Source organism: Rhodococcus sp. 14C212, assembly GCF_011058195.1.
GTDB lineage: Bacteria > Actinomycetota > Actinomycetes > Mycobacteriales > Mycobacteriaceae > Rhodococcus > Rhodococcus aetherivorans.
In genome coordinates this window covers 83,194-99,695 of record NZ_JAALEH010000006.1, presented here as the reverse complement: position 1 = coordinate 99,695, position 16,502 = coordinate 83,194, and the positions used below count along the sequence as shown (strand labels likewise).

General features: G+C 69.9%; 16 protein-coding genes. 7 read left to right on the top strand and 9 right to left on the bottom strand.

The window, feature by feature from the left end; translation table 11 throughout:
- The first annotated feature begins 74 nt into the window (after positions 1-74).
- From echA20 to G6038_RS05050, 4 genes are read left to right on the top strand one after another with little or no spacing between them, the layout of a single operon-like run.
- Positions 75-836 carry a (7aS)-7a-methyl-1,5-dioxo-2,3,5,6,7,7a-hexahydro-1H-indene-carboxyl-CoA hydrolase gene (gene echA20 / locus G6038_RS05065; RefSeq protein ID WP_165036221.1) on the top strand — a complete coding sequence of 254 codons (762 nt, stop codon included), beginning with the start codon at positions 75-77 and terminating at the stop codon, positions 834-836.
- Positions 837-855: 19 nt separating this feature from the next.
- Positions 856-1,737 carry a cholesterol ring-cleaving hydrolase subunit IpdA gene (ipdA, locus tag G6038_RS05060; RefSeq protein ID WP_206024290.1) on the top strand — a complete coding sequence of 294 codons (882 nt, stop codon included), beginning with the start codon at positions 856-858 and terminating at the stop codon, positions 1,735-1,737.
- Positions 1,734-2,510, top strand: a complete 777-nt coding sequence (gene ipdB, locus G6038_RS05055; RefSeq protein ID WP_165036219.1) for a cholesterol ring-cleaving hydrolase subunit IpdB — start codon at positions 1,734-1,736, stop codon at positions 2,508-2,510. The genes ipdA and ipdB overlap by 4 nt, the downstream gene beginning before the upstream one ends.
- Positions 2,507-3,607 carry a nitronate monooxygenase gene (locus tag G6038_RS05050; protein ID WP_165036217.1) on the top strand — a complete coding sequence of 367 codons (1,101 nt, stop codon included), beginning with the start codon at positions 2,507-2,509 and terminating at the stop codon, positions 3,605-3,607. Before ipdB ends, G6038_RS05050 begins: the two co-directional genes overlap by 4 nt.
- Here G6038_RS05050 and G6038_RS05045 read toward each other — a convergent pair.
- The 3 genes from G6038_RS05045 to G6038_RS05035 all read right to left on the bottom strand — a co-directional run bounded on the left by G6038_RS05045 (position 3,568) and on the right by G6038_RS05035 (position 7,138).
- On the bottom strand, positions 3,568-4,383 hold the full coding sequence (locus G6038_RS05045) for an NAD(P)H-binding protein (protein WP_165036215.1): 816 nt from the start codon (positions 4,381-4,383) through the stop codon (positions 3,568-3,570). The two genes, G6038_RS05050 and G6038_RS05045, sit on opposite strands and share 40 nt — an antisense overlap.
- 129 nt (positions 4,384-4,512) lie before the next feature.
- Positions 4,513-5,457, bottom strand: coding sequence for an alpha/beta hydrolase (locus tag G6038_RS05040; protein ID WP_165036214.1), 945 nt, complete (start codon positions 5,455-5,457; stop codon positions 4,513-4,515).
- A gap of 31 nt (positions 5,458-5,488) precedes the next feature.
- Positions 5,489-7,138, bottom strand: a complete 1,650-nt coding sequence (locus G6038_RS05035; protein ID WP_165036213.1) for an NAD(P)/FAD-dependent oxidoreductase — start codon at positions 7,136-7,138, stop codon at positions 5,489-5,491.
- Between the two features lie 181 nt (positions 7,139-7,319).
- Here G6038_RS05035 and G6038_RS05030 point away from each other — a divergent pair, with 181 nt between their 5' ends.
- Positions 7,320-9,653: a LuxR C-terminal-related transcriptional regulator gene (locus G6038_RS05030; RefSeq protein WP_206024289.1), complete on the top strand. Its 2,334-nt coding sequence runs from the start codon at positions 7,320-7,322 to the stop codon at positions 9,651-9,653.
- A 33-nt stretch (positions 9,654-9,686) separates the two neighbouring features.
- Here G6038_RS05030 and G6038_RS05025 read toward each other — a convergent pair whose 3' ends face one another.
- The gene (locus tag G6038_RS05025; protein WP_165036212.1) at positions 9,687-9,956 is read right to left on the bottom strand and encodes a DUF2277 domain-containing protein; all 270 of its coding nucleotides are present in this window, start codon (positions 9,954-9,956) and stop codon (positions 9,687-9,689) included.
- A 22-nt stretch (positions 9,957-9,978) separates the two neighbouring features.
- Positions 9,979-10,563, bottom strand: a complete 585-nt coding sequence (locus tag G6038_RS05020; RefSeq protein WP_165036211.1) for a TetR/AcrR family transcriptional regulator — start codon at positions 10,561-10,563, stop codon at positions 9,979-9,981.
- A gap of 88 nt (positions 10,564-10,651) precedes the next feature.
- Between G6038_RS05020 and G6038_RS05015 the strand changes: the two genes are divergently transcribed.
- Complete coding sequence (locus G6038_RS05015) at positions 10,652-12,049, top strand: cytochrome P450 (protein ID WP_165036210.1); 1,398 nt, start codon at positions 10,652-10,654, stop codon at positions 12,047-12,049.
- Positions 12,050-12,118: 69 nt separating this feature from the next.
- Positions 12,119-12,523: a hypothetical protein gene (locus G6038_RS05010; protein WP_165036209.1), complete on the top strand. Its 405-nt coding sequence runs from the start codon at positions 12,119-12,121 to the stop codon at positions 12,521-12,523.
- Between the two features lie 66 nt (positions 12,524-12,589).
- Here G6038_RS05010 and G6038_RS05005 read toward each other — a convergent pair whose 3' ends face one another.
- From G6038_RS05005 to G6038_RS04990, 4 genes are all read right to left on the bottom strand, one after another.
- Positions 12,590-13,738, bottom strand: coding sequence for an acetyl-CoA C-acetyltransferase (locus G6038_RS05005; protein WP_165036208.1), 1,149 nt, complete (start codon positions 13,736-13,738; stop codon positions 12,590-12,592).
- 33 nt (positions 13,739-13,771) lie between these two features.
- Positions 13,772-14,374 (bottom strand): TetR/AcrR family transcriptional regulator, encoded by a 603-nt coding sequence (locus tag G6038_RS05000; protein ID WP_165036207.1) that lies wholly within the window; start codon positions 14,372-14,374, stop codon positions 13,772-13,774.
- Positions 14,375-14,439: 65 nt separating this feature from the next.
- The gene (locus tag G6038_RS04995) at positions 14,440-15,240 is read right to left on the bottom strand and encodes an SDR family oxidoreductase (protein ID WP_165036206.1); all 801 of its coding nucleotides are present in this window, start codon (positions 15,238-15,240) and stop codon (positions 14,440-14,442) included.
- Entirely contained in the window at positions 15,237-16,460 is a 1,224-nt protein-coding gene (locus G6038_RS04990) for an acyl-CoA dehydrogenase family protein (protein ID WP_346772743.1), read from the bottom strand. Before G6038_RS04990 ends, G6038_RS04995 begins: the two co-directional genes overlap by 4 nt.
- Positions 16,461-16,502 lie beyond the last annotated feature (42 nt).

Below are 16,502 nucleotides of genomic sequence, written 5' to 3'. Positions count from 1 at the left end.
CCTGGGGTCTGCGCCCCGCATGTGCTAACTTACCAAGCAATCGCTTGGTTCGGTACAGACGTTAGGAACCTGCCATGGGCATCACCTCGACCACCGACGGCGCGGGCATCACCACGGTCACCGTCGACTACCCGCCTGTGAACGCCATCCCCTCCCAGGGCTGGTTCGAACTGGCCGACGCGGTCCTGGCCGCAGGCAAGGATCCGGCCACGCACGTGGTGATCCTGCGCGCGGAGGGCCGCGGCTTCAATGCCGGCGTCGACATCAAGGAGATGCAGGCCACCGACGGCCACGACGCCCTCATCGCCGCCAACCGGGGCTGTGCCGCCGCCTTCGCCGCCGTCTACGACTGCGCCGTGCCCGTCGTGGTCGCCGTGAACGGTTTCTGCGTCGGCGGCGGAGTCGGCCTCGTCGGCAACGCCGACGTCATCGTCGCCTCCGACGACGCCGTCTTCGGCCTTCCCGAGGTGGACCGCGGCGCGCTCGGCGCGGCCACCCACCTCGCGCGGCTGGTGCCGCAGCACATGATGCGCACCCTGTACTACACGGCGCAGAACGTCACGGCCCAGCAGCTCGAGCACTTCGGCTCGGTGTACAAGGTCGTCCCGCGCGCCGAACTCGACGCCACCGCCCGCGAGATCGCCGAGAAGATCGCGGCGAAGGACACCCGCGTCATCAGGTGCGCCAAGGAAGCCATCAACGGCATCGACCCGGTGGACGTGAAGCAGAGCTACCGCTTCGAGCAGGGTTTCACCTTCGAACTCAACCTCGCCGGCATCGCGGACGAGCACCGGGACGAGTTCGTCGCCACCGGCAAACCGCGCGCCAACCACTGACCAGGAGACATGAAACACCATGCGTGACAAGAGGATGTCGCTCGACGACGTGGTCGGCGAGCTGCGCAGCGGCATGACGATCGGCATCGGCGGCTGGGGGTCGCGGCGCAAGCCGATGGCGCTCGTCCGCGCGATCCTGCGCTCGGATGTGACGGACCTGACGGTCGTGACCTACGGCGGCCCGGATCTGGGACTGCTGTGTTCTGCCGGGAAGGTGAAGAAGGCGTACTACGGGTTCGTCTCCCTCGACTCGGCCCCGTTCTACGACCCGTGGTTCGCCAAGGCCCGCACGAACGGCGAGATCGTCGCGCGGGAGATGGACGAGGGCATGATCAAGTGCGGCCTCGAGGCGGCCGCCGCCCGGCTGCCGTTCCTGCCGATCCGCGCCGGCCTGGGCTCCGCCGTCGTCGACTTCTGGGAGGGCGAGCTGCGGACCGTCACCTCGCCGTACACCGACGAGTCGGGCGAGGCCGAGACGCTGATCGCGATGCCGGCGCTGAACCTCGATGCGGCCCTGGTGCATCTGAACCTCGGCGATGCGCACGGCAACGCCGCCTACACCGGCGTCGACCCCTACTTCGACGACCTGTACTGCCTGGCCGCCGCGAAACGGTACGTCTCGGTCGAACGCATCGTCGAAACCGAGGAGCTCGTCAAGTCCGTTCCCCTGCAGTCCCTCGTCCTCAACCGCATGATGGTCGACGGGGTCGTCGAGGCACCGAACGGCGCCCACTTCACCCTCGCCGGCGACAGCTACGGCCGCGACGAGAAGTTCCAGCGCCACTACGCCGAGGCGGCGAAGGACCCGCAGACGTGGCAGGCATTCGTCGACCGGTTCCTCTCCGGCAGCGAGGACGACTACCAGGCCGCAGTGCAGGCCTTCAGCGAGGAGCAGGCATGACCGAGACGACCACCCCGCAGATCTCCGGCACGGTGACCCGCGCCGAGTACTGCGCCATCGCCTGCGCCGAGATCTTCACCGGCGCCGGCGAGATCATGGCCAGCCCGATGGCGACGCTGCCACTGATCGGCGCCCGCCTCGCCCGGCTGACCACCGAACCGGACCTGCTCATCACCGACGGGGAGGCACTGATCCTCGCGGACACCCCCGCGCTCGGCGCGAAGGGCCCGATCGAGGGCTGGATGCCGTTCCGCAAGGTGTTCGACGTCGTCGCCTCCGGCCGCCGCCACGTGGTGATGGGCGCCAACCAGATCGACCGGCACGGCAACCAGAACCTGTCGGCGTTCGGGCCGCTGCAGCATCCGACCCGGCAGATGTTCGGTGTGCGCGGCGCCCCCGGCAACACGATCAACCACGCGACGAGCTACTGGGTCGGCAAGCACAATTCGCGGGTGTTCTGCAACCGGGTCGACATCGTCTCCGGTGTCGGCTACGACAAGGTCGATCCGGCCAACCCGGCCTTCCGGTTCCTGCACCTGCACCGGGTCGTCACCAACCTCGGCTCGTTCGACTTCGGCGGTCCCGACCACACGTTCCGGGCGCTGACCCTGCACCCGGGTGTCACCGCCGAGCAGGTCGCCGAGAACACCTCCTTCGAGGTGGCCGGCCTCGACGAGGCCGGCCTCACCCGGGAGCCCACCGCCGAGGAACTGCGCCTGATCCGCGAGGTCCTCGATCCGCGTGGGCTGCGAGACCGGGAGGTGGCGGTATGAGCCCGCGCCTGACGACGGCACTGACCGACCTCGTCGGCATCGAGCACCCGATCGTCCAGACCGGCATGGGCTGGGTATCCGGCCCCCGGCTGACCGCAGCCACCGCCAACGCGGGCGGCCTCGGCATCCTGGCCTCGGCGACGATGACGTACGAGGAACTCGAGGCCGCCGTCGCGAAGACGAAGGCGGCGACGGACAGGCCCTTCGGCGTGAACATGCGGGCCGATGCGTCCGACGCCGCCCGGCGCATCGACCTGCTCATCCGCGAGAACGTCAAGGTCGCGTCCTTCGCGCTCGCACCCAAGAAGGACCTGATCGCCAAGCTCAAGGACCACGGCATCGTGGTGATCCCGTCCATCGGCGCCGCGAAGCACGCGGTGAAGGTGGCCTCCTGGGGGGCCGACGCGGTGATCGTGCAGGGCGGCGAGGGCGGCGGGCACACCGGACCGGTGGCCACGACGCTGCTGCTGCCGAGCGTGCTCGACGCCGTCGACATCCCGGTCGTCGCGGCGGGCGGGTTCTTCGACGGCCGGGGCCTGGCAGCGGCGCTCGCCTACGGGGCGGCCGGCGTCGCCATGGGCACCCGGTTCCTGCTCACCAGCGACAGCGCCGTGCCCGACTCGGTGAAGCAGGAGTACCTGCGGCGGGGCCTGCAGGACACCACGGTCTCGGTCAAGGTCGACGGCATGCCGCACCGGGTGCTCAACACCGACCTCGTCGACCGCCTCGAACGCGGCAGCTACGCGAAAGGTCTCGTCGCCGCCGCCAGGAACGCGGCGAAGTTCAAAGCCATGACCGGGATGAAGTGGTCGACGCTCGTCAAGGACGGCATCGCGATGAAGCGGGCGAGCGACCGCACCTGGCAGCAGATCATCATGGCGGCCAACACCCCCATGCTGCTCAAGGCCGGGCTCGTCGAGGGCAACACCGACGCCGGTGTGCTCGCCTCCGGGCAGGTGGTCGGCATGCTCGACGACCTGCCGAGCTGCCGGGAGCTGATCGACCGGATCGTGGCCGAGGCCGTGGAACGGATCGACGCGGTGGCTGCGCTGCGTGGTCAGGACCAGGCCCCGCGTTCCGCCGCGTCGCGCGCGTAGGTCTCGAAGGACACGGGCGGCCGGCCCGCCACCTCGGCGACGACGTCGTTCGGGGTGGCGTCGCCGGTCGCCCGCAGCGCCACGAAGGCCTCGATCTCGGCGAGCACCTGCGCCCGGTCCAGGCCGAGTCCGGTCATCGCCTCGAGGTAGGCGTCCGGTTCACCGCGGTAACGGATCTCGCGTCCCGACGCGCGGGCGAGCACGGCCGCGGCCTCGCCCCACGACAGCGCGTCCGGCCCGCTCAGCTCGTAGGTCCGGCCGGCGTGGCCGTCCCCGGTGAGGGCGGCGACGGTGACGGCGGCGATGTCCCCGGCGTCGTTGAACGCCTGACGCATGTCACCCAGCGGCAGGACGATCTCGCCCGCGAGCACGGCATCGCGCAGGAAACCCTCGTCGAAGTTCTGATCGAACCAGTCGGGGCGCACCACGGTCCACTCCGCGCCGGACGACGTGACGGCACGCTCGGCGGCCAGCAGGCGCTCGTCGCCCATCACGTCGACCGCCTTGCTCGACAGCAGGACCAACCGCGAAACCCCCTCGGCGACAGCCACCTCGACGAATCCGTCCGCGACCGGCACGCCGTCGGGAGCCATGACGAACACGGCCCCGGCACCGGACACCGCAGGTCTCCAGGTGTGCGGGCCGAACCAGTCGAACGGCACGTCGCCCGAGCGGGAGGCGGCACGGACCGCGTGCCCGCGTTCGCGCAACTGCCGGGTGACCCGTCGCCCGACGGTGCCCGTGGAACCGAGAACCAGCACCGGTCGTTCGTCCATGCCGGCATCCTGACATCCGGCACCGACACGGTCACCGGTGCAGCCGACCGGTTCGCACGTCCGTCGCGTCCGGCGGACTCGACACCGCGCCCGGCGGACTCGGCGCCGCGCCCGCCGGGCGGAAGACCGTCAGGCCGCCGACGTGGTGACGAAGACGCTCTTGACGAAATCGGCGACGGCGGCGCGCAACTCGCGGCTGCGGGGAACAGCGCCGGACATCCAGTACACGCCGTGCACCAACCCGTCGAATCGGACGGTACGGACGTCCACACCCTCGGCGCGCATCCGATCGCCGTACTGTTCGGCCTCGTCGCGGGCGACCTCGTTCTCCGTCGTGAGGATGAGGGCCGGCGGGAGTCCGTCCACGCGGGCCGCCCGGGTGGGGACGGCATACGGGTTGTCGGCGTCCTCCGGTGCGGACAGGTACTGCTCCCAGAACCAGTCCACGGCCGCGGCGGTGATGAGGTAGCCGTCGGCGTAGTCGATTCGGGACGGAAGCTGAGCGTTCGGGTCGATCACCGGGTAGATCAGCACCTGTCCGCGAAGGGCCGGCCCTCCCCGGTCTCGGGAGCGCAGCGCGGTGACGGCCGCCAGATTCCCCCCGGCGCTGTCGCCCATCACCACTATGCTGCCCGGGTCCCCGCCGTGCTCGGCGATGTGCGCGGCGACCCAGTTCAGCGCGGCCCAGGCGTCGTCGGCGGCCGCCGGAAACCGATGTTCGGGGGCTCGCCGGTAGGCGGCGGTCACGACGACCGCCCCCGTCTCGTTCGCGAGTGCCCGGGCGGGTTCGTCGACCACCTCGAGATCACCGGCGACGAACCCACCGCCGTGGAAGTAGAGCACCACCGGACGCGGACCGGCGCCTTCGGGAATGTGGATCCGCAGCGGAAGCTCGGTGGTGTCGCTGACATAGTGGAGGTCCTCGATCCGGGCGACCGGTTCGGGCGGGGCCTGCAAGCCGGTGAACGTCGACACGACGGCCCGGGCTTCGTCGACGGACATGTTCTCGAACGATTTCAGTCCTTGCGCCTGCAGTCCCGCGAGCAGTTGCTCGACGTGAGGGTCGAGTGTCATGGCATTTCCTTCCGGGGAATGGACGGTGGGGTCAGGAGACGGCGGTCGCGACCACCGCGCGCGAACTCGTCGTGTCGAAGCCGGTGTAGCCGCCGGCGACGACCTCGGCGCAGGTCTGCCGGTAGGTCGGGGCACCGCCGAGGTAGACCATGCAGGCCCTCGGCTTGCCGGGGATGTTGGCGCCCATGTACCACGAGTTGGTCTGCGGCAGCAGGGTCTGTCCGGCGATCTCGTTGGTCAGGTGCAGCCAGTCGGTCTCGGCCTGCGCGGTCGGCTCGATCACGTCGAGGTCGTGTGCGCGCAGGTAGTCGATCGCGTCGGTGGCGAAGTCGACGTGGTCCTCGATGGCCAGCGGCATGTTGTAGAGCACCGACGGCGACTGCGGCCCGGTGACGGTGAACAGGTTCGGGAACCCGTGGATCATGATGCCGAGGTAGGTCCGCGGCCCGTAGGCCCATTTCTCGGCCAGCGTCTGTCCGCCGCGGCCGCGGAGGTCCATCGCCAGCAGCGGTCCGGTCATGGCGTCGAAGCCGGTGGCCAGCACGATGGTGTCCACCTCGTAGGTGCGCTCTCCCACCCGGACCCCGGTGGCGGTGATCTCGTCGACCGGAGTGTCCTTCACATCGACGATGTGCACGCTCTCGCGGTTGTAGGCCTCGTAGTAGTTCGTCTCGAGCGGGGGACGCTTGGTGCCGTAGGCGTAGCCCTCGGGTGCGAGCTTGTCGGCCTTGGCCGGGTCCTGCACCCGCTCGCGGATGCGTTCGCGGATGTACTCGGCGATGGTGTCGTTGGCCTTCTTGTCGAACAGGATGTCCTGGAAGCTGTCGATGAACAGCCGGAACCCGCCGGCGTTCCAGCGCTCGTCGAACACCCGGCGGCGCTCCTGCGCGTCGACGGCCAGTGCCGAGGGCTGGACCTGGTCGAACGGGACGCCGAGGAAGTGATTGCGGGCTGCGTCGCGCAGGCTCCGGTAGTTCTGCTTGGCCTCGGCCGCCGCCTGCGGGTCGAGCGGCCCGTTGCCCAGCGGGGTGGCGAACTGCGGGGTGCGCTGGAAGACGATCAGCTCCGCCGCCTGCTCGGCGATCAGCGGGATCGCCTGGATGCCGCTGGCGCCGGTGCCGATGACCGCGACGCGCTTGCCAGTGAAATCCACCCCGCCGTGGGGCCAGTTGCCGGTGAGCAGGACCTCGCCTCGGAAGTTCTCGATGCCGCCGAACTCGGGAGTCTTCGGGACCGAGAGGTTGCCGGCGCCGGAGATGAAGTACCGGCTGCGCACGCTGCGGCCGTCGTCGGTGTGCACCGTCCACATCGAGTTCTCGTCGTCCCAGTGCACGCCGGTCACACGGGTGTGGAAAGTGATGCCCTTGCGCAGGTCGAAACGGTCGGCGACGTGCTCGAGGTACCTCAGGATCTCCGGCTGGCCGGCGAACTTCTCGCTCCACCGCCACTCCTGCTGCAGCTCCTCGTCGAAGGAGTACGAGTAGTGGATGCTCTCGATGTCGCACCGGGCGCCCGGGTAGCGGTTCCAGTACCAGGTGCCGCCCACGTCGGCGCCGGCCTCGAACACCCGCACCGACAGGTTCATCCTGTCGCGCAGCTTGTGCAGGGCGTACAGGCCGGCGAAGCCGGCTCCCACGACGACGACGTCGACGTCGGGAGCGGAGAAATCGGTTTCGGTCATGGTGCGGGCTCCTCACGATCAAAGGGATGTCGGCCCCGTCCGGGGCGCTTCGATGCCTGACCACGACAATGACCCGCGTCACATCACCCCCACGCGGGGGGAATCACCCCTTTCGATACCTGTGTTGGGCGTCACACCACATTCGGGTATGTTCTGACCACTATCTCTGGGAAGCGTGAAGATGGAGTCCCCCCTGCCCCGCACCAAAGGACTGACCCCCTCGCTGACCAGCTTCGTCGGTCGTCGCCGGGAGATCGACGAGGCTCGGGCCCGCCTGCAGCAGGCCCGGCTCCTGTCGTTGCTCGGTCCGGGCGGGGTCGGCAAGACCCGGCTGGCGGAGGAGATCGCCCTCCGCTCCGCCCGCGCCTTCCGCGACTCGTTCTGCTGGATCGACCTCGCCGTGGTCCGCGATCCCGAGGCGCTCCCGTCGGCCGCGGCCGCGGCGCTCGGCGTCACCGACCAGTCCACCCGTCCCGCGACGGACAAGATCCTCGATCACCTGCGGGACCGCCACATGCTGATCGTGGTCGACAACTGTGAGCACCTGCTCGACGCGGCGGCCGCGTTCGTCACCACGGTCCTCACCGGCGCACCCGAGGTGCGCGTGCTGGCGACGAGCCGGGAGCCGCTCGGGGTCGGCGGCGAATTCACCTACGTGCTGCCGCCGTTGAGCACCCCAACGGAATCGACGGGCAACCGCGCCGCCGACCTGGCTCTGTTCGAATCGGTCACGCTTCTCGTCGAGCGCACCCAGAGTGTGGTCGCCGAATTCCGGATCACCGACGCCAACGCCGACGCCGTCGCCCAGCTGTGCATCCAGCTCGACGGCATCCCCCTGGCCATCGAACTCGCCGCGACGCGGTTGCGAACCCTGTCCCCCGCCCAGCTCGTCGAACGGCTCGACCGGCGCTTCGCCCTGCTCACCGGCGGCAACCGCGCGGCCGTGCCCCGGCAGCAGACGCTTCGGGCGCTGATCGACTGGAGCTACGAACTGTGCTCCGCACCGGAGCGCACGCTGTGGGCGCGGCTGTCGGTCTTTCCCGGCAGCTTCGATCTCGAAGCCGCCGAGTCGATCTGCGGGGACGAAGACCTTCCACCGGAACAGGTGATGGACCTTCTCGACGGCCTGGTGTCGAAATCGCTTGTCGCGGTTGATCGTTCCGCGGATACCTTCCGTTACTCGCAGCTGATGACCGTGCGCGAGTACGGGCACGAGCTGCTCGACGCCGGTGGGCACAGGAACGATCTGTACCGGCGGCACCGGGACCACTACCTCGAGCGGGCACAGCGTTACGCGGCGGACTGGTACGGGCCGAGGCAATCGGAACTGTTGTCGCGGTGGCGGATCGACCATCCGAACTTCATGGCTGCGCTCGACTGGTCGCTACGGGACGACAGCGACCTGCCGGCCGCGGCCGCCCTCGCCGTGGCGCTGCGGTATCACTGGATCGCAGGAGGCAACCTCTCCAACGGCCGCACCCGACTCGAGCGACTTCTGCAACGACTGCCCCGGTCCACTCGCGACCGGGGCAACGTCCTGTGGGTGACCGCGTGGACGGCCCTGATCCAGGGGGACCGGGAGGGAGCCGCACTTCGTCTTGCCGAATGCGGATCCATCGCAGCCGAACTGGAAGATGCCGAGTTGCAGGCGCATCACGACCACTGGGCCGCCCTGCACGCCTTGTTCTGCGGACGAACAACCGACGCGATCGATCTCTACGAGGCGGCGATCGCCGTTCATCGCACCCGAGGCGATCGCGCGGCAACCCTCACCGCCTTGTTCCAACTGGCCATGACCCAGACCTACGACGGCCGGGTCGACGACGCACTCGCCACGTGTGCACACGTGATCCACGCGGCAGACGAACACGGCGAGCAGTGGAACAAGGCGTACGCCCTGTGGGTTTCGAGCCTGGCCTACTTCCACCTCGGCCGGATCGACGACGCCGTCGACGCCGCGGAACAGGCACTGCACATCCAGCGCGACTTCAAGGACAAGATCTGCACCGCCCTGTCGATCGAACTTCTCGCCTGGGCGGCGGAAGCCGTCGGCCACACCGAGCGGTCTGCCATGCTCTTCGGCGCGGCCGGGGCCGTGTGGCAGCGACTCGGCACTTCCGTCGCGGCCTTCGGTCCCCACATCACAGGTGATTCGGCGCACTGGGAACAGCGGGTCCGACAGTCGCTCGGAACGAAGAAGTACGCGCGCCTGTCGGCACCGCCGGCACACCTGACCATCGAGCAGGCTGTCGACACGGCTCTCGGAACGCCTGCAGACCCGTCGGCGACCGCGTCACCCAGTGCCTCCCCGTTGACCCGCAGGGAAGTGGAGGTGGCCGAACTCGTCGCCCGGGGCCTCAGCAACCGGGAGATCGCGGATCGGCTCGTGATCTCGCACCGGACGGTCGACGGGCACGTCGAACACATCCTGGACAAGCTGGGCGTCGGATCCCGCACCCAGGTGGTCGCCTGGGTGCACGCCCGCGCCGCGGGAACGGCACCCGCGTCCGGCTGACCGCCGCCGTGGGACACGGAGGGGCGACGTCGTTCAGCCGTGCGCCGCGATCCGCGCCTGCACCTCCGGCCGGCGCAACGGCGGAATCGTCGGCGGCGGCTGCCGGCGCGGCGGGAGCCGGTCGAGCAGCCGCATGGTGACGGCCGTGACCTCGGCGACGGCCTCCTCGAACGGTTCGCGGGTGGCGTCGGACAGTTTGTGGACGCCGCTGACCTTGCGCACGTACTGGCGGGCGGCGGCCTCGATCTCCTCGGCGGTCGCTGCCGGCTCGAGCCCGCGCAGCTCCGTGATGTTCCGGCACATGGACCGAGGGTAACCCGGGTTCTCAGCCGAGGCGACCGCCGAGCATGCCGCGCAGCGCATTCAGGCACAGCTCCCGCAGCTGCGTCCCGGTGACGGCGGGGTGGTCGTGCCAGTCGACGCACACGCTGCGCACGAGGGCGATCCATCCCTGCACGGCCACCGCGACGAGTTCGCGTTCGCCGTCGGGCGGTGCGAGCGCGTCGAGGATGCGTTCCTGCTGAACGCCGAGCTCGGCATCGACGATCGCGCGGATACCGGCGTCGGCGGAGTCCGCGGCCCTGTTGACCGCCGCGACGCCCTGCCGATGCGACGCGACGTAGTCGAGGTAGGCGTCGAGACCCGCGGTGATCCGCTCGGCGACGGTGAGCTGCGGATCCGGTTCGGTGACGGCAAGCAGCCGGTCGGACTCCCGCTGGACGACCGCCGCCATGAAGTCTCGTTTGGTCGGGAAGTAGTGGTACATCAGGCCGCGCGAGACCCCGGCGAGTTCGGCGACTTCCTCGATCCACACGTCCTCGTAGGCGCGCTCGGCGAACAGGCGCGCGCCGATGTCGAGCAGCTGCGCGCGGCGCTGCTCGGGATCGAGTCGTCGGCGGGGTTGGGCCACGGACCCAATCTAGTTCTTGACACGCGTCCGTCCCGGCGTAGCGTGACTACTGTACACGGATTCAATAACTGGGGGTCGGAGCATGGTCATGGCCACGTCGCGGGTGTTCGACACGGAAATTCCGCGCCCGCCGAGACGTCTCCCCCTCGCCGGCGACGTTCTGGGCATGTCGCTGAAGACCCCGGTGCAGAACTCGATGGCAATCCACAAGACCCTCGGCCCGGTGTTCGAGCGCACGGCCTTCGGCCGCCGCTTCGTGTTCGTCTGCTCGGGCGAGCTCACGGCCGAGCTGTCCGACGAGAAGCGCTTCGCCAAGCACCTCGCGCCGGGTGTGGAGGCCCTGCGCGCGATCGGCGGCGACGGGCTGTTCACCGCCTTCAACGAGGAACCGAACTGGCGGCGCGCACACGAGCTACTGATGCCGGCGTTCACCCAGCAGGCGATGCGCCGGTACCACGCCACGATGCTCGACGTCACCACCCAGCTCGTCGCGCACTGGGACCGTACGGAGCACGGCGGCGGCGACGTGGACATCGCCGCGGACATGACGAAGCTGACGCTGGAAACCATCGGCCGCACCGGATTCAGCTACTCGTTCGAGCCGTTCGAGCGTGCGGAGCGGCATCCGTTCGTCGAGGCGATGGTCGGTGGACTGTCGTTCTCGCAGCGCAGCATGCTGCGCACCGTGCCGGTCGTCGGGCGCTTCCTCTTCCCCGCCGCCAAGCGGCAGTACGACCTCGACCGGGCGCACATGCACGACATCGTCGACGCGGTGATCCACAGCAGGCGCGACGCCCCCGGCCCCGCCCCCGACGACCTGCTCGAGCTGATGCTGCGGGCGGCACGGGAGGACGATCCCAACAGGCTCGACGAGATCAACATCCGCAACCAGGTGCTCACCTTCCTCGTCGCCGGTCACGAAACAACTTCGGGTGCATTGTCGTTCGCTCTCTACTATCTGATGCGCGACCCACAGGCCTACGCGCGGGCCCGGGCGGAGGTCGAGGAGATCTGGGGCGACGGCGAGCCCGCATTCGAGCAGATCGCCAAGCTGCGCTACGTCCGCCGGGTGCTCGACGAAGCGCTGCGCCTGTGGCCCACCGCGCCGGCGTACGCGCGGGAGGCGAAGGTCGACACCACCCTCGCCGGCCGGTACCGGATGCGTGCCGGCGACTGGGTGCTCGTGCTGCTGCCCGCGGTGCACCGCGACCGGGCGGTCTGGGGCGACGACGCCGACGAGTTCGACCCCGACCGCTTCCTGCCCGAACGGGTCCGGGCCCGGCCCGCGCACGTGTACAAACCGTTCGGCACCGGCGAACGCGCTTGCATAGGAAGGCAGTTCGCGCTGCACGAGGCCACTCTCGTGCTGGGAACCCTGTTGCGCCGCTACGACCTGGCGATAGACCCCGCCTACCGGCTGAAGGTGGCCGAGCGGCTCACCCTCATGCCGGAGGGACTGCACGCCCGGGTGTCCTTCCGACCCTGAGCCGGTGCCCCACCCGTGTCGTACGCTGAGCCGGACGGGTGGGAGAGGCCCGCACGGGAGGGAGAAGCCATGAGATTCGGTTATGCAGGCGCGACGGCGGTGGCACTGTCCACGGTCGTTGCGGCAGTGGTTGTTCCGGCGACGGCGCAGGCAGCGCCCGCCGCCGACGTCGTCGCGGGCCGGGAGCGGGTGAAGGTGACGGTGCACGGTGTGCCCGTCCACCCGGAGAGTTGCCGCGTCGATCCGGACGCGGACGGTAACACCCGCAGCCTGCCCGTCGAGCCATCCGGGTCGATGGTCGCCCACCAGGTGGCGCCCGGGCCCCGGCGGGTGGTCGTCTGGTGCCCGGACGGCGGCATCGTCCACCAGCAGATCGTCCACGTCCTGCCCGCCGATCCGCTCGCCGACCTCGCCGACCACGCATTCCGCACCGCCGGCAGCAGCGACCGGGTCACCGATCCGACCCTGCGCTGACGCGCCGGTGTGTCTTTTGGGCTGTCAGGGCAGCCCAAGAGACACACCGGCGGCGCAGCCGCCCGGCTACACCCGCTCGATGATCGTCACGTTCGCGGTGCCGCCGCCCTCGCAGATCGTCAGGAGGCCGTAGCGACCCTCGCGGCGCTCGAGCTCGTTCAGCAGGGTCGCCATCAGCTTGGTGCCGGTGGCGCCGAGCGGGTGGCCCAGCGCGATGGCGCCGCCGTTGACGTTGACCTTGGCGGGGTCGGCGCCGATCTCCTTGATCCAGGCCAGTACGACGGGGGCGAAGGCCTCGTTGATCTCGATCAGGTCGATGTCGTCGATGCTCAGGCCGGCCTTCGCCAGCGCGTGCTGCGTCGCCGGGATGGGCGCGCTGAGCATGAAGATCGGGTCGTCGCCGCGGGCGCTGAGGTGGTGGATCCGCCCGCGAGGCTTCAAACCGTACTTGCGGACGGCCTCGCCGGAGGCGAGCAGTACCGCCGAGGCACCGTCGGAGATCTGGCTGGCGACGGCGGCGGTGAGCCGGCCGCCCTCGACGAGCGTCGCGAGGGACGCCATCTTCTCGAGGCTCGTCTCGCGGGGCCCCTCGTCGACGGTGGCGTCGCCGAGCGGGACGATCTCGCCCTCGAACCGGCCCTCGGCGATGGCCGCCTTGGCCCGCTCATGGCTCTGCAACGCCCAGCGCTCGAGATCCTCGCGGCTGAGATCCCACTTGTCGGCGATCATCTCGGCGCCGCGGAACTGCGAGACCTCCTGGTCCCCGTAGCGCTCGGTCCAGCCGGCCGAACCGCCGAACGGGGTGTCGAAGCCGTACTGCTGCCCGACGATCATGGCCGCGGAGATCGGGATCTGCGACATGTTCTGCACGCCGCCGGCGACGATGAGGTCGGCGGTGCCGGACAGGATGGCCTGCGCACCGAAGTGCAGGGCCTGCTGGCTCGACCCGCACTGCCGGTCGACGGTGACGCCGGGGACGTGCTGCGGGTAGCCGGCGGCGAGCCACGCGGTGCGGGCGATGTTGCCGGCCTGGCCGCCGATGGCGTCGACGCAGCCGAAGACGACGTCGTCGACGTCGCTCGGGTCGATGCCGGTGCGGTCCACGATCGCCTTGATCACGTGCGCGCCCAGGTCGGCGGGGTGGACGGCGGACAGGCCGCCGTTCTTCCTGCCGATCGGGGTGCGTACCGCGTCGACGATGTATGCCTCGGTCATGAGGGACTCCTAGTCGGTTCCGGGAAGGTCGGTTCAGGGATTGGCAAGTCCGTCGAGCACGATGGACAGGTACTGCTGCGCCACCTTGTCGGCGGTGAGGGTGCCGCCGGGCCGGTACCAGCGCACGGCCACCCACACGGTGTCGCGCAGGAACCGGAAGACGAGTTCGACGTCGACGTCCGGCCGGAACGTGCCGTCGGCGATGCCGCGCTCGATCACCCCCACCCACAGGTCGCGGAATTCGGTGTTGAGGTCGGAGATGTAGGAGAACCGCTCGTTCTCCACGAGCCGCTTGGCCTCGTCCTGGTAGATCGCGACCGCGGCGTGCGACTTGTCGATCGATTCGTACGACGCGGTGATGAGCGCCTCGAGGGTGGCGCGGGAGTCCGGACCCGAGGCGACGATCTCGCGGTAGCGGCCGAACAGGTCGTCGAGGAATCCCCGCAGGATCTCGTCGACCATCGACTCCTTGGAGTCGAAGTGGTGGTAGAGACTGCCCGACAGGATGCCCGCGGCGTCGGCGATGTCGCGCACGGTGGTGGCACGCACCCCGCGGGAGGCGAACAGCTCCGCGGCGATGTCGAGCAACTCGGCGCGACGCCCGGACTTGGCAGCATCGTCTCTGGGAGGAGTCATGGAGGCATCCTTTCAGGCTGCCGTGAGCGGTTCCGGTGGCGGCGGCTACCGGAACCGCGCACGGGTCAGGCCCGCTGCGAGGAGATCGAGACGACCTCGCCGGTCAGGTACGTGGTGTAGTCGCTGGCGAGCATGGCTATGGTCGCGGCGATCTCCCAGACCTCCGCGGCCCGCCCGTACGCCTCGTCGGCGGCGAGCCGGTCGAGCAGGTCCTCGCTGGTGACCTTCGCAAGGAAGGCGTGCCGCGCGATCGACGGGGCGACGGCGTTGATCCGGACCCCGTACTCGGCGGCCTCGATCGCCGAGCAGCGGGTCAGCGCCATCACGCCGGCCTTGGCGGCCGCGTAGTGCGCCTGCGAGTGCTGCGCGCGCCAGCCGAGCACCGAGGCGTTGTTGACGAGAACGCCGCCGTGGCCGGCCGACCGGAAGTAGCGCAGCGCCGCCCGCGTCGCGCGGAAGGTGCTGGTGAGCGTGATGTCGAGGACGCGGTCCCACTGCTCGTCGGTCATGTCGACCACCGGGGTCTCACCGCCGAGGCCGGCGTTGTTGACCAGCACGTCGATGCGCCCGAGCCGGTCGGCGGCGCCGGTGACCAGCGCGTCGACCTGCTCGGTGGAGGAGACGTCGCACACGAGCGCGTCGACCTGCTGCGACGGGAACTCGGCGGCGAGCTTGTCGACCGTCTCCCCGAGCCGACGCTCGTGGAAGTCCGAGACGAGCACGTCGCCGCCCTCGAGCAGGGCGCGACGGGCGGTCGCGAAGCCGATGCCGGTGCCGGCGGCGGCGGTGACGACGACCTTCTTGCCGGCGAGCAGGCCGTGGCCCGGGGTCTCGACGGGCGGCGTGGCGAGGGGGGAAGTGGTCACGGTCGGGCCTCTCGGGGAAGGCCGAGCACGCGCTCGGCGATGATGTTGCGCTGGACCTCGTTGGATCCGCCGTAGATGGTGTCGGCGCGGGTGAACAGGAACAGCCGCTGCCACTCGGCGAGCTCGAGATGCTCGGGGTCCGAGAGCACCGACGGGGTGCCGGCATGGTCGTGATCCGGTCCGACGAGCGAGGCCGGACCCTGCACGTCCATCGCGAGCTTGCCGAGGTCGCGGTGCCAGTTGGCCCACAGCAGCTTTGCCACCGATGCCTGGCCGGGGTCGGCCTCGCCGAGGGTGCGCACGGCGTGGGCTCGCATCACGCGCAGGCCGATGCGGGCACGCGCGATCCGCTCGCGGATGTGCGGATCCTCGGCGGCACCGTTGGCTGCGGCGAGGTCGGCGACGTCCTGCAGCTCACGGGCGAAGCCGATCTGCTGGCCCAGGGTGGAGACGCCGCGTTCGAAGGTGAGCAGCCCCATCGCGACCTTCCACCCGTCGCCGGGGGCGCCGACGACGAGGTCGGCGTCGGTGACGGCGTCGTCGAAGAAGACCTCGTTGAACTCGGAGGTGCCGGTGAGCTGCTGGATGGGCCGGACCGTGACGCCGGGCTGATCGAGCGGCACGAGCAGGAAGCTCAGGCCGTGGTGCCGGGACGAGCCGGGTTCGGTGCGGCAGACCACGAACGCCCACTGCGCGACGTGCGCGAGGGACGTCCACACCTTCTGGCCGTTGATGATCCACTTGCCGTCCTCGAGCCGGGCGGTGGTGGAGACGTTGGCCAGGTCGGAGCCGGCGCCGGGCTCGGAGTAGCCCTGCGCCCACAGTTCGGTGACGTTGCGGATCCCGGGCAGGAAGCGGCGCTTCTGTTCCTCGGTGCCGAAGGCGATCAGGGTGGGGCCGAGCAGTTCCTCGCCGAGGTGGTTCACGCGCGCCGGTGCGTTCGCCTTCGCGTACTCCTCGTGGAAGATCACCTGCTGTTCGAGGGTGGCGCCGCGTCCGCCGTACTCGGCCGGCCAGCCGATGCAGGTCCATCCGGCGGCGGCGAGATGCCGGTCCCAGGCCAGGCGCTGCTCGAAGTACTCGTGCTCGCTGCCCGGGCCGCCCTTGCCTCTGAGCCCGGCGAACTCGCCGGTCAGGTTCTCCTCCAGCCACCGGCGGACGGTCGCGGCGAATTCGGTCTCGGCCAAACCCGTGTCGTCCAGTCTCTCGCTCTCATGCACGTCTGTACGATAACCTACCAAGCACTTGCTAGGTAGGGAGCT

Excerpts from the sequence above, each read along its gene's own strand:
- echA20 (WP_165036221.1), top strand. The coding sequence starts at position 75 with ATGGGCATCACCTCGACCACCGACGGCGCGGGCATCACCACGGTCACC.
- ipdA (WP_206024290.1), top strand. The coding sequence starts at position 856 with ATGCGTGACAAGAGGATGTCGCTCGACGACGTGGTCGGCGAGCTGCGC.
- ipdB (WP_165036219.1), top strand. The coding sequence starts at position 1,734 with ATGACCGAGACGACCACCCCGCAGATCTCCGGCACGGTGACCCGCGCC.
- G6038_RS05050 (WP_165036217.1), top strand. The coding sequence starts at position 2,507 with ATGAGCCCGCGCCTGACGACGGCACTGACCGACCTCGTCGGCATCGAG.
- G6038_RS05045 (WP_165036215.1), bottom strand. The coding sequence starts at position 4,383 with ATGGACGAACGACCGGTGCTGGTTCTCGGTTCCACGGGCACCGTCGGG.
- G6038_RS05040 (WP_165036214.1), bottom strand. The coding sequence starts at position 5,457 with ATGACACTCGACCCTCACGTCGAGCAACTGCTCGCGGGACTGCAGGCG.
- G6038_RS05035 (WP_165036213.1), bottom strand. The coding sequence starts at position 7,138 with ATGACCGAAACCGATTTCTCCGCTCCCGACGTCGACGTCGTCGTCGTG.
- G6038_RS05030 (WP_206024289.1), top strand. The coding sequence starts at position 7,320 with ATGGAGTCCCCCCTGCCCCGCACCAAAGGACTGACCCCCTCGCTGACC.
- G6038_RS05025 (WP_165036212.1), bottom strand. The coding sequence starts at position 9,956 with ATGTGCCGGAACATCACGGAGCTGCGCGGGCTCGAGCCGGCAGCGACC.
- G6038_RS05015 (WP_165036210.1), top strand. The coding sequence starts at position 10,652 with ATGGCCACGTCGCGGGTGTTCGACACGGAAATTCCGCGCCCGCCGAGA.
- G6038_RS05010 (WP_165036209.1), top strand. The coding sequence starts at position 12,119 with ATGAGATTCGGTTATGCAGGCGCGACGGCGGTGGCACTGTCCACGGTC.
- G6038_RS05005 (WP_165036208.1), bottom strand. The coding sequence starts at position 13,738 with ATGACCGAGGCATACATCGTCGACGCGGTACGCACCCCGATCGGCAGG.
- G6038_RS05000 (WP_165036207.1), bottom strand. The coding sequence starts at position 14,374 with ATGACTCCTCCCAGAGACGATGCTGCCAAGTCCGGGCGTCGCGCCGAG.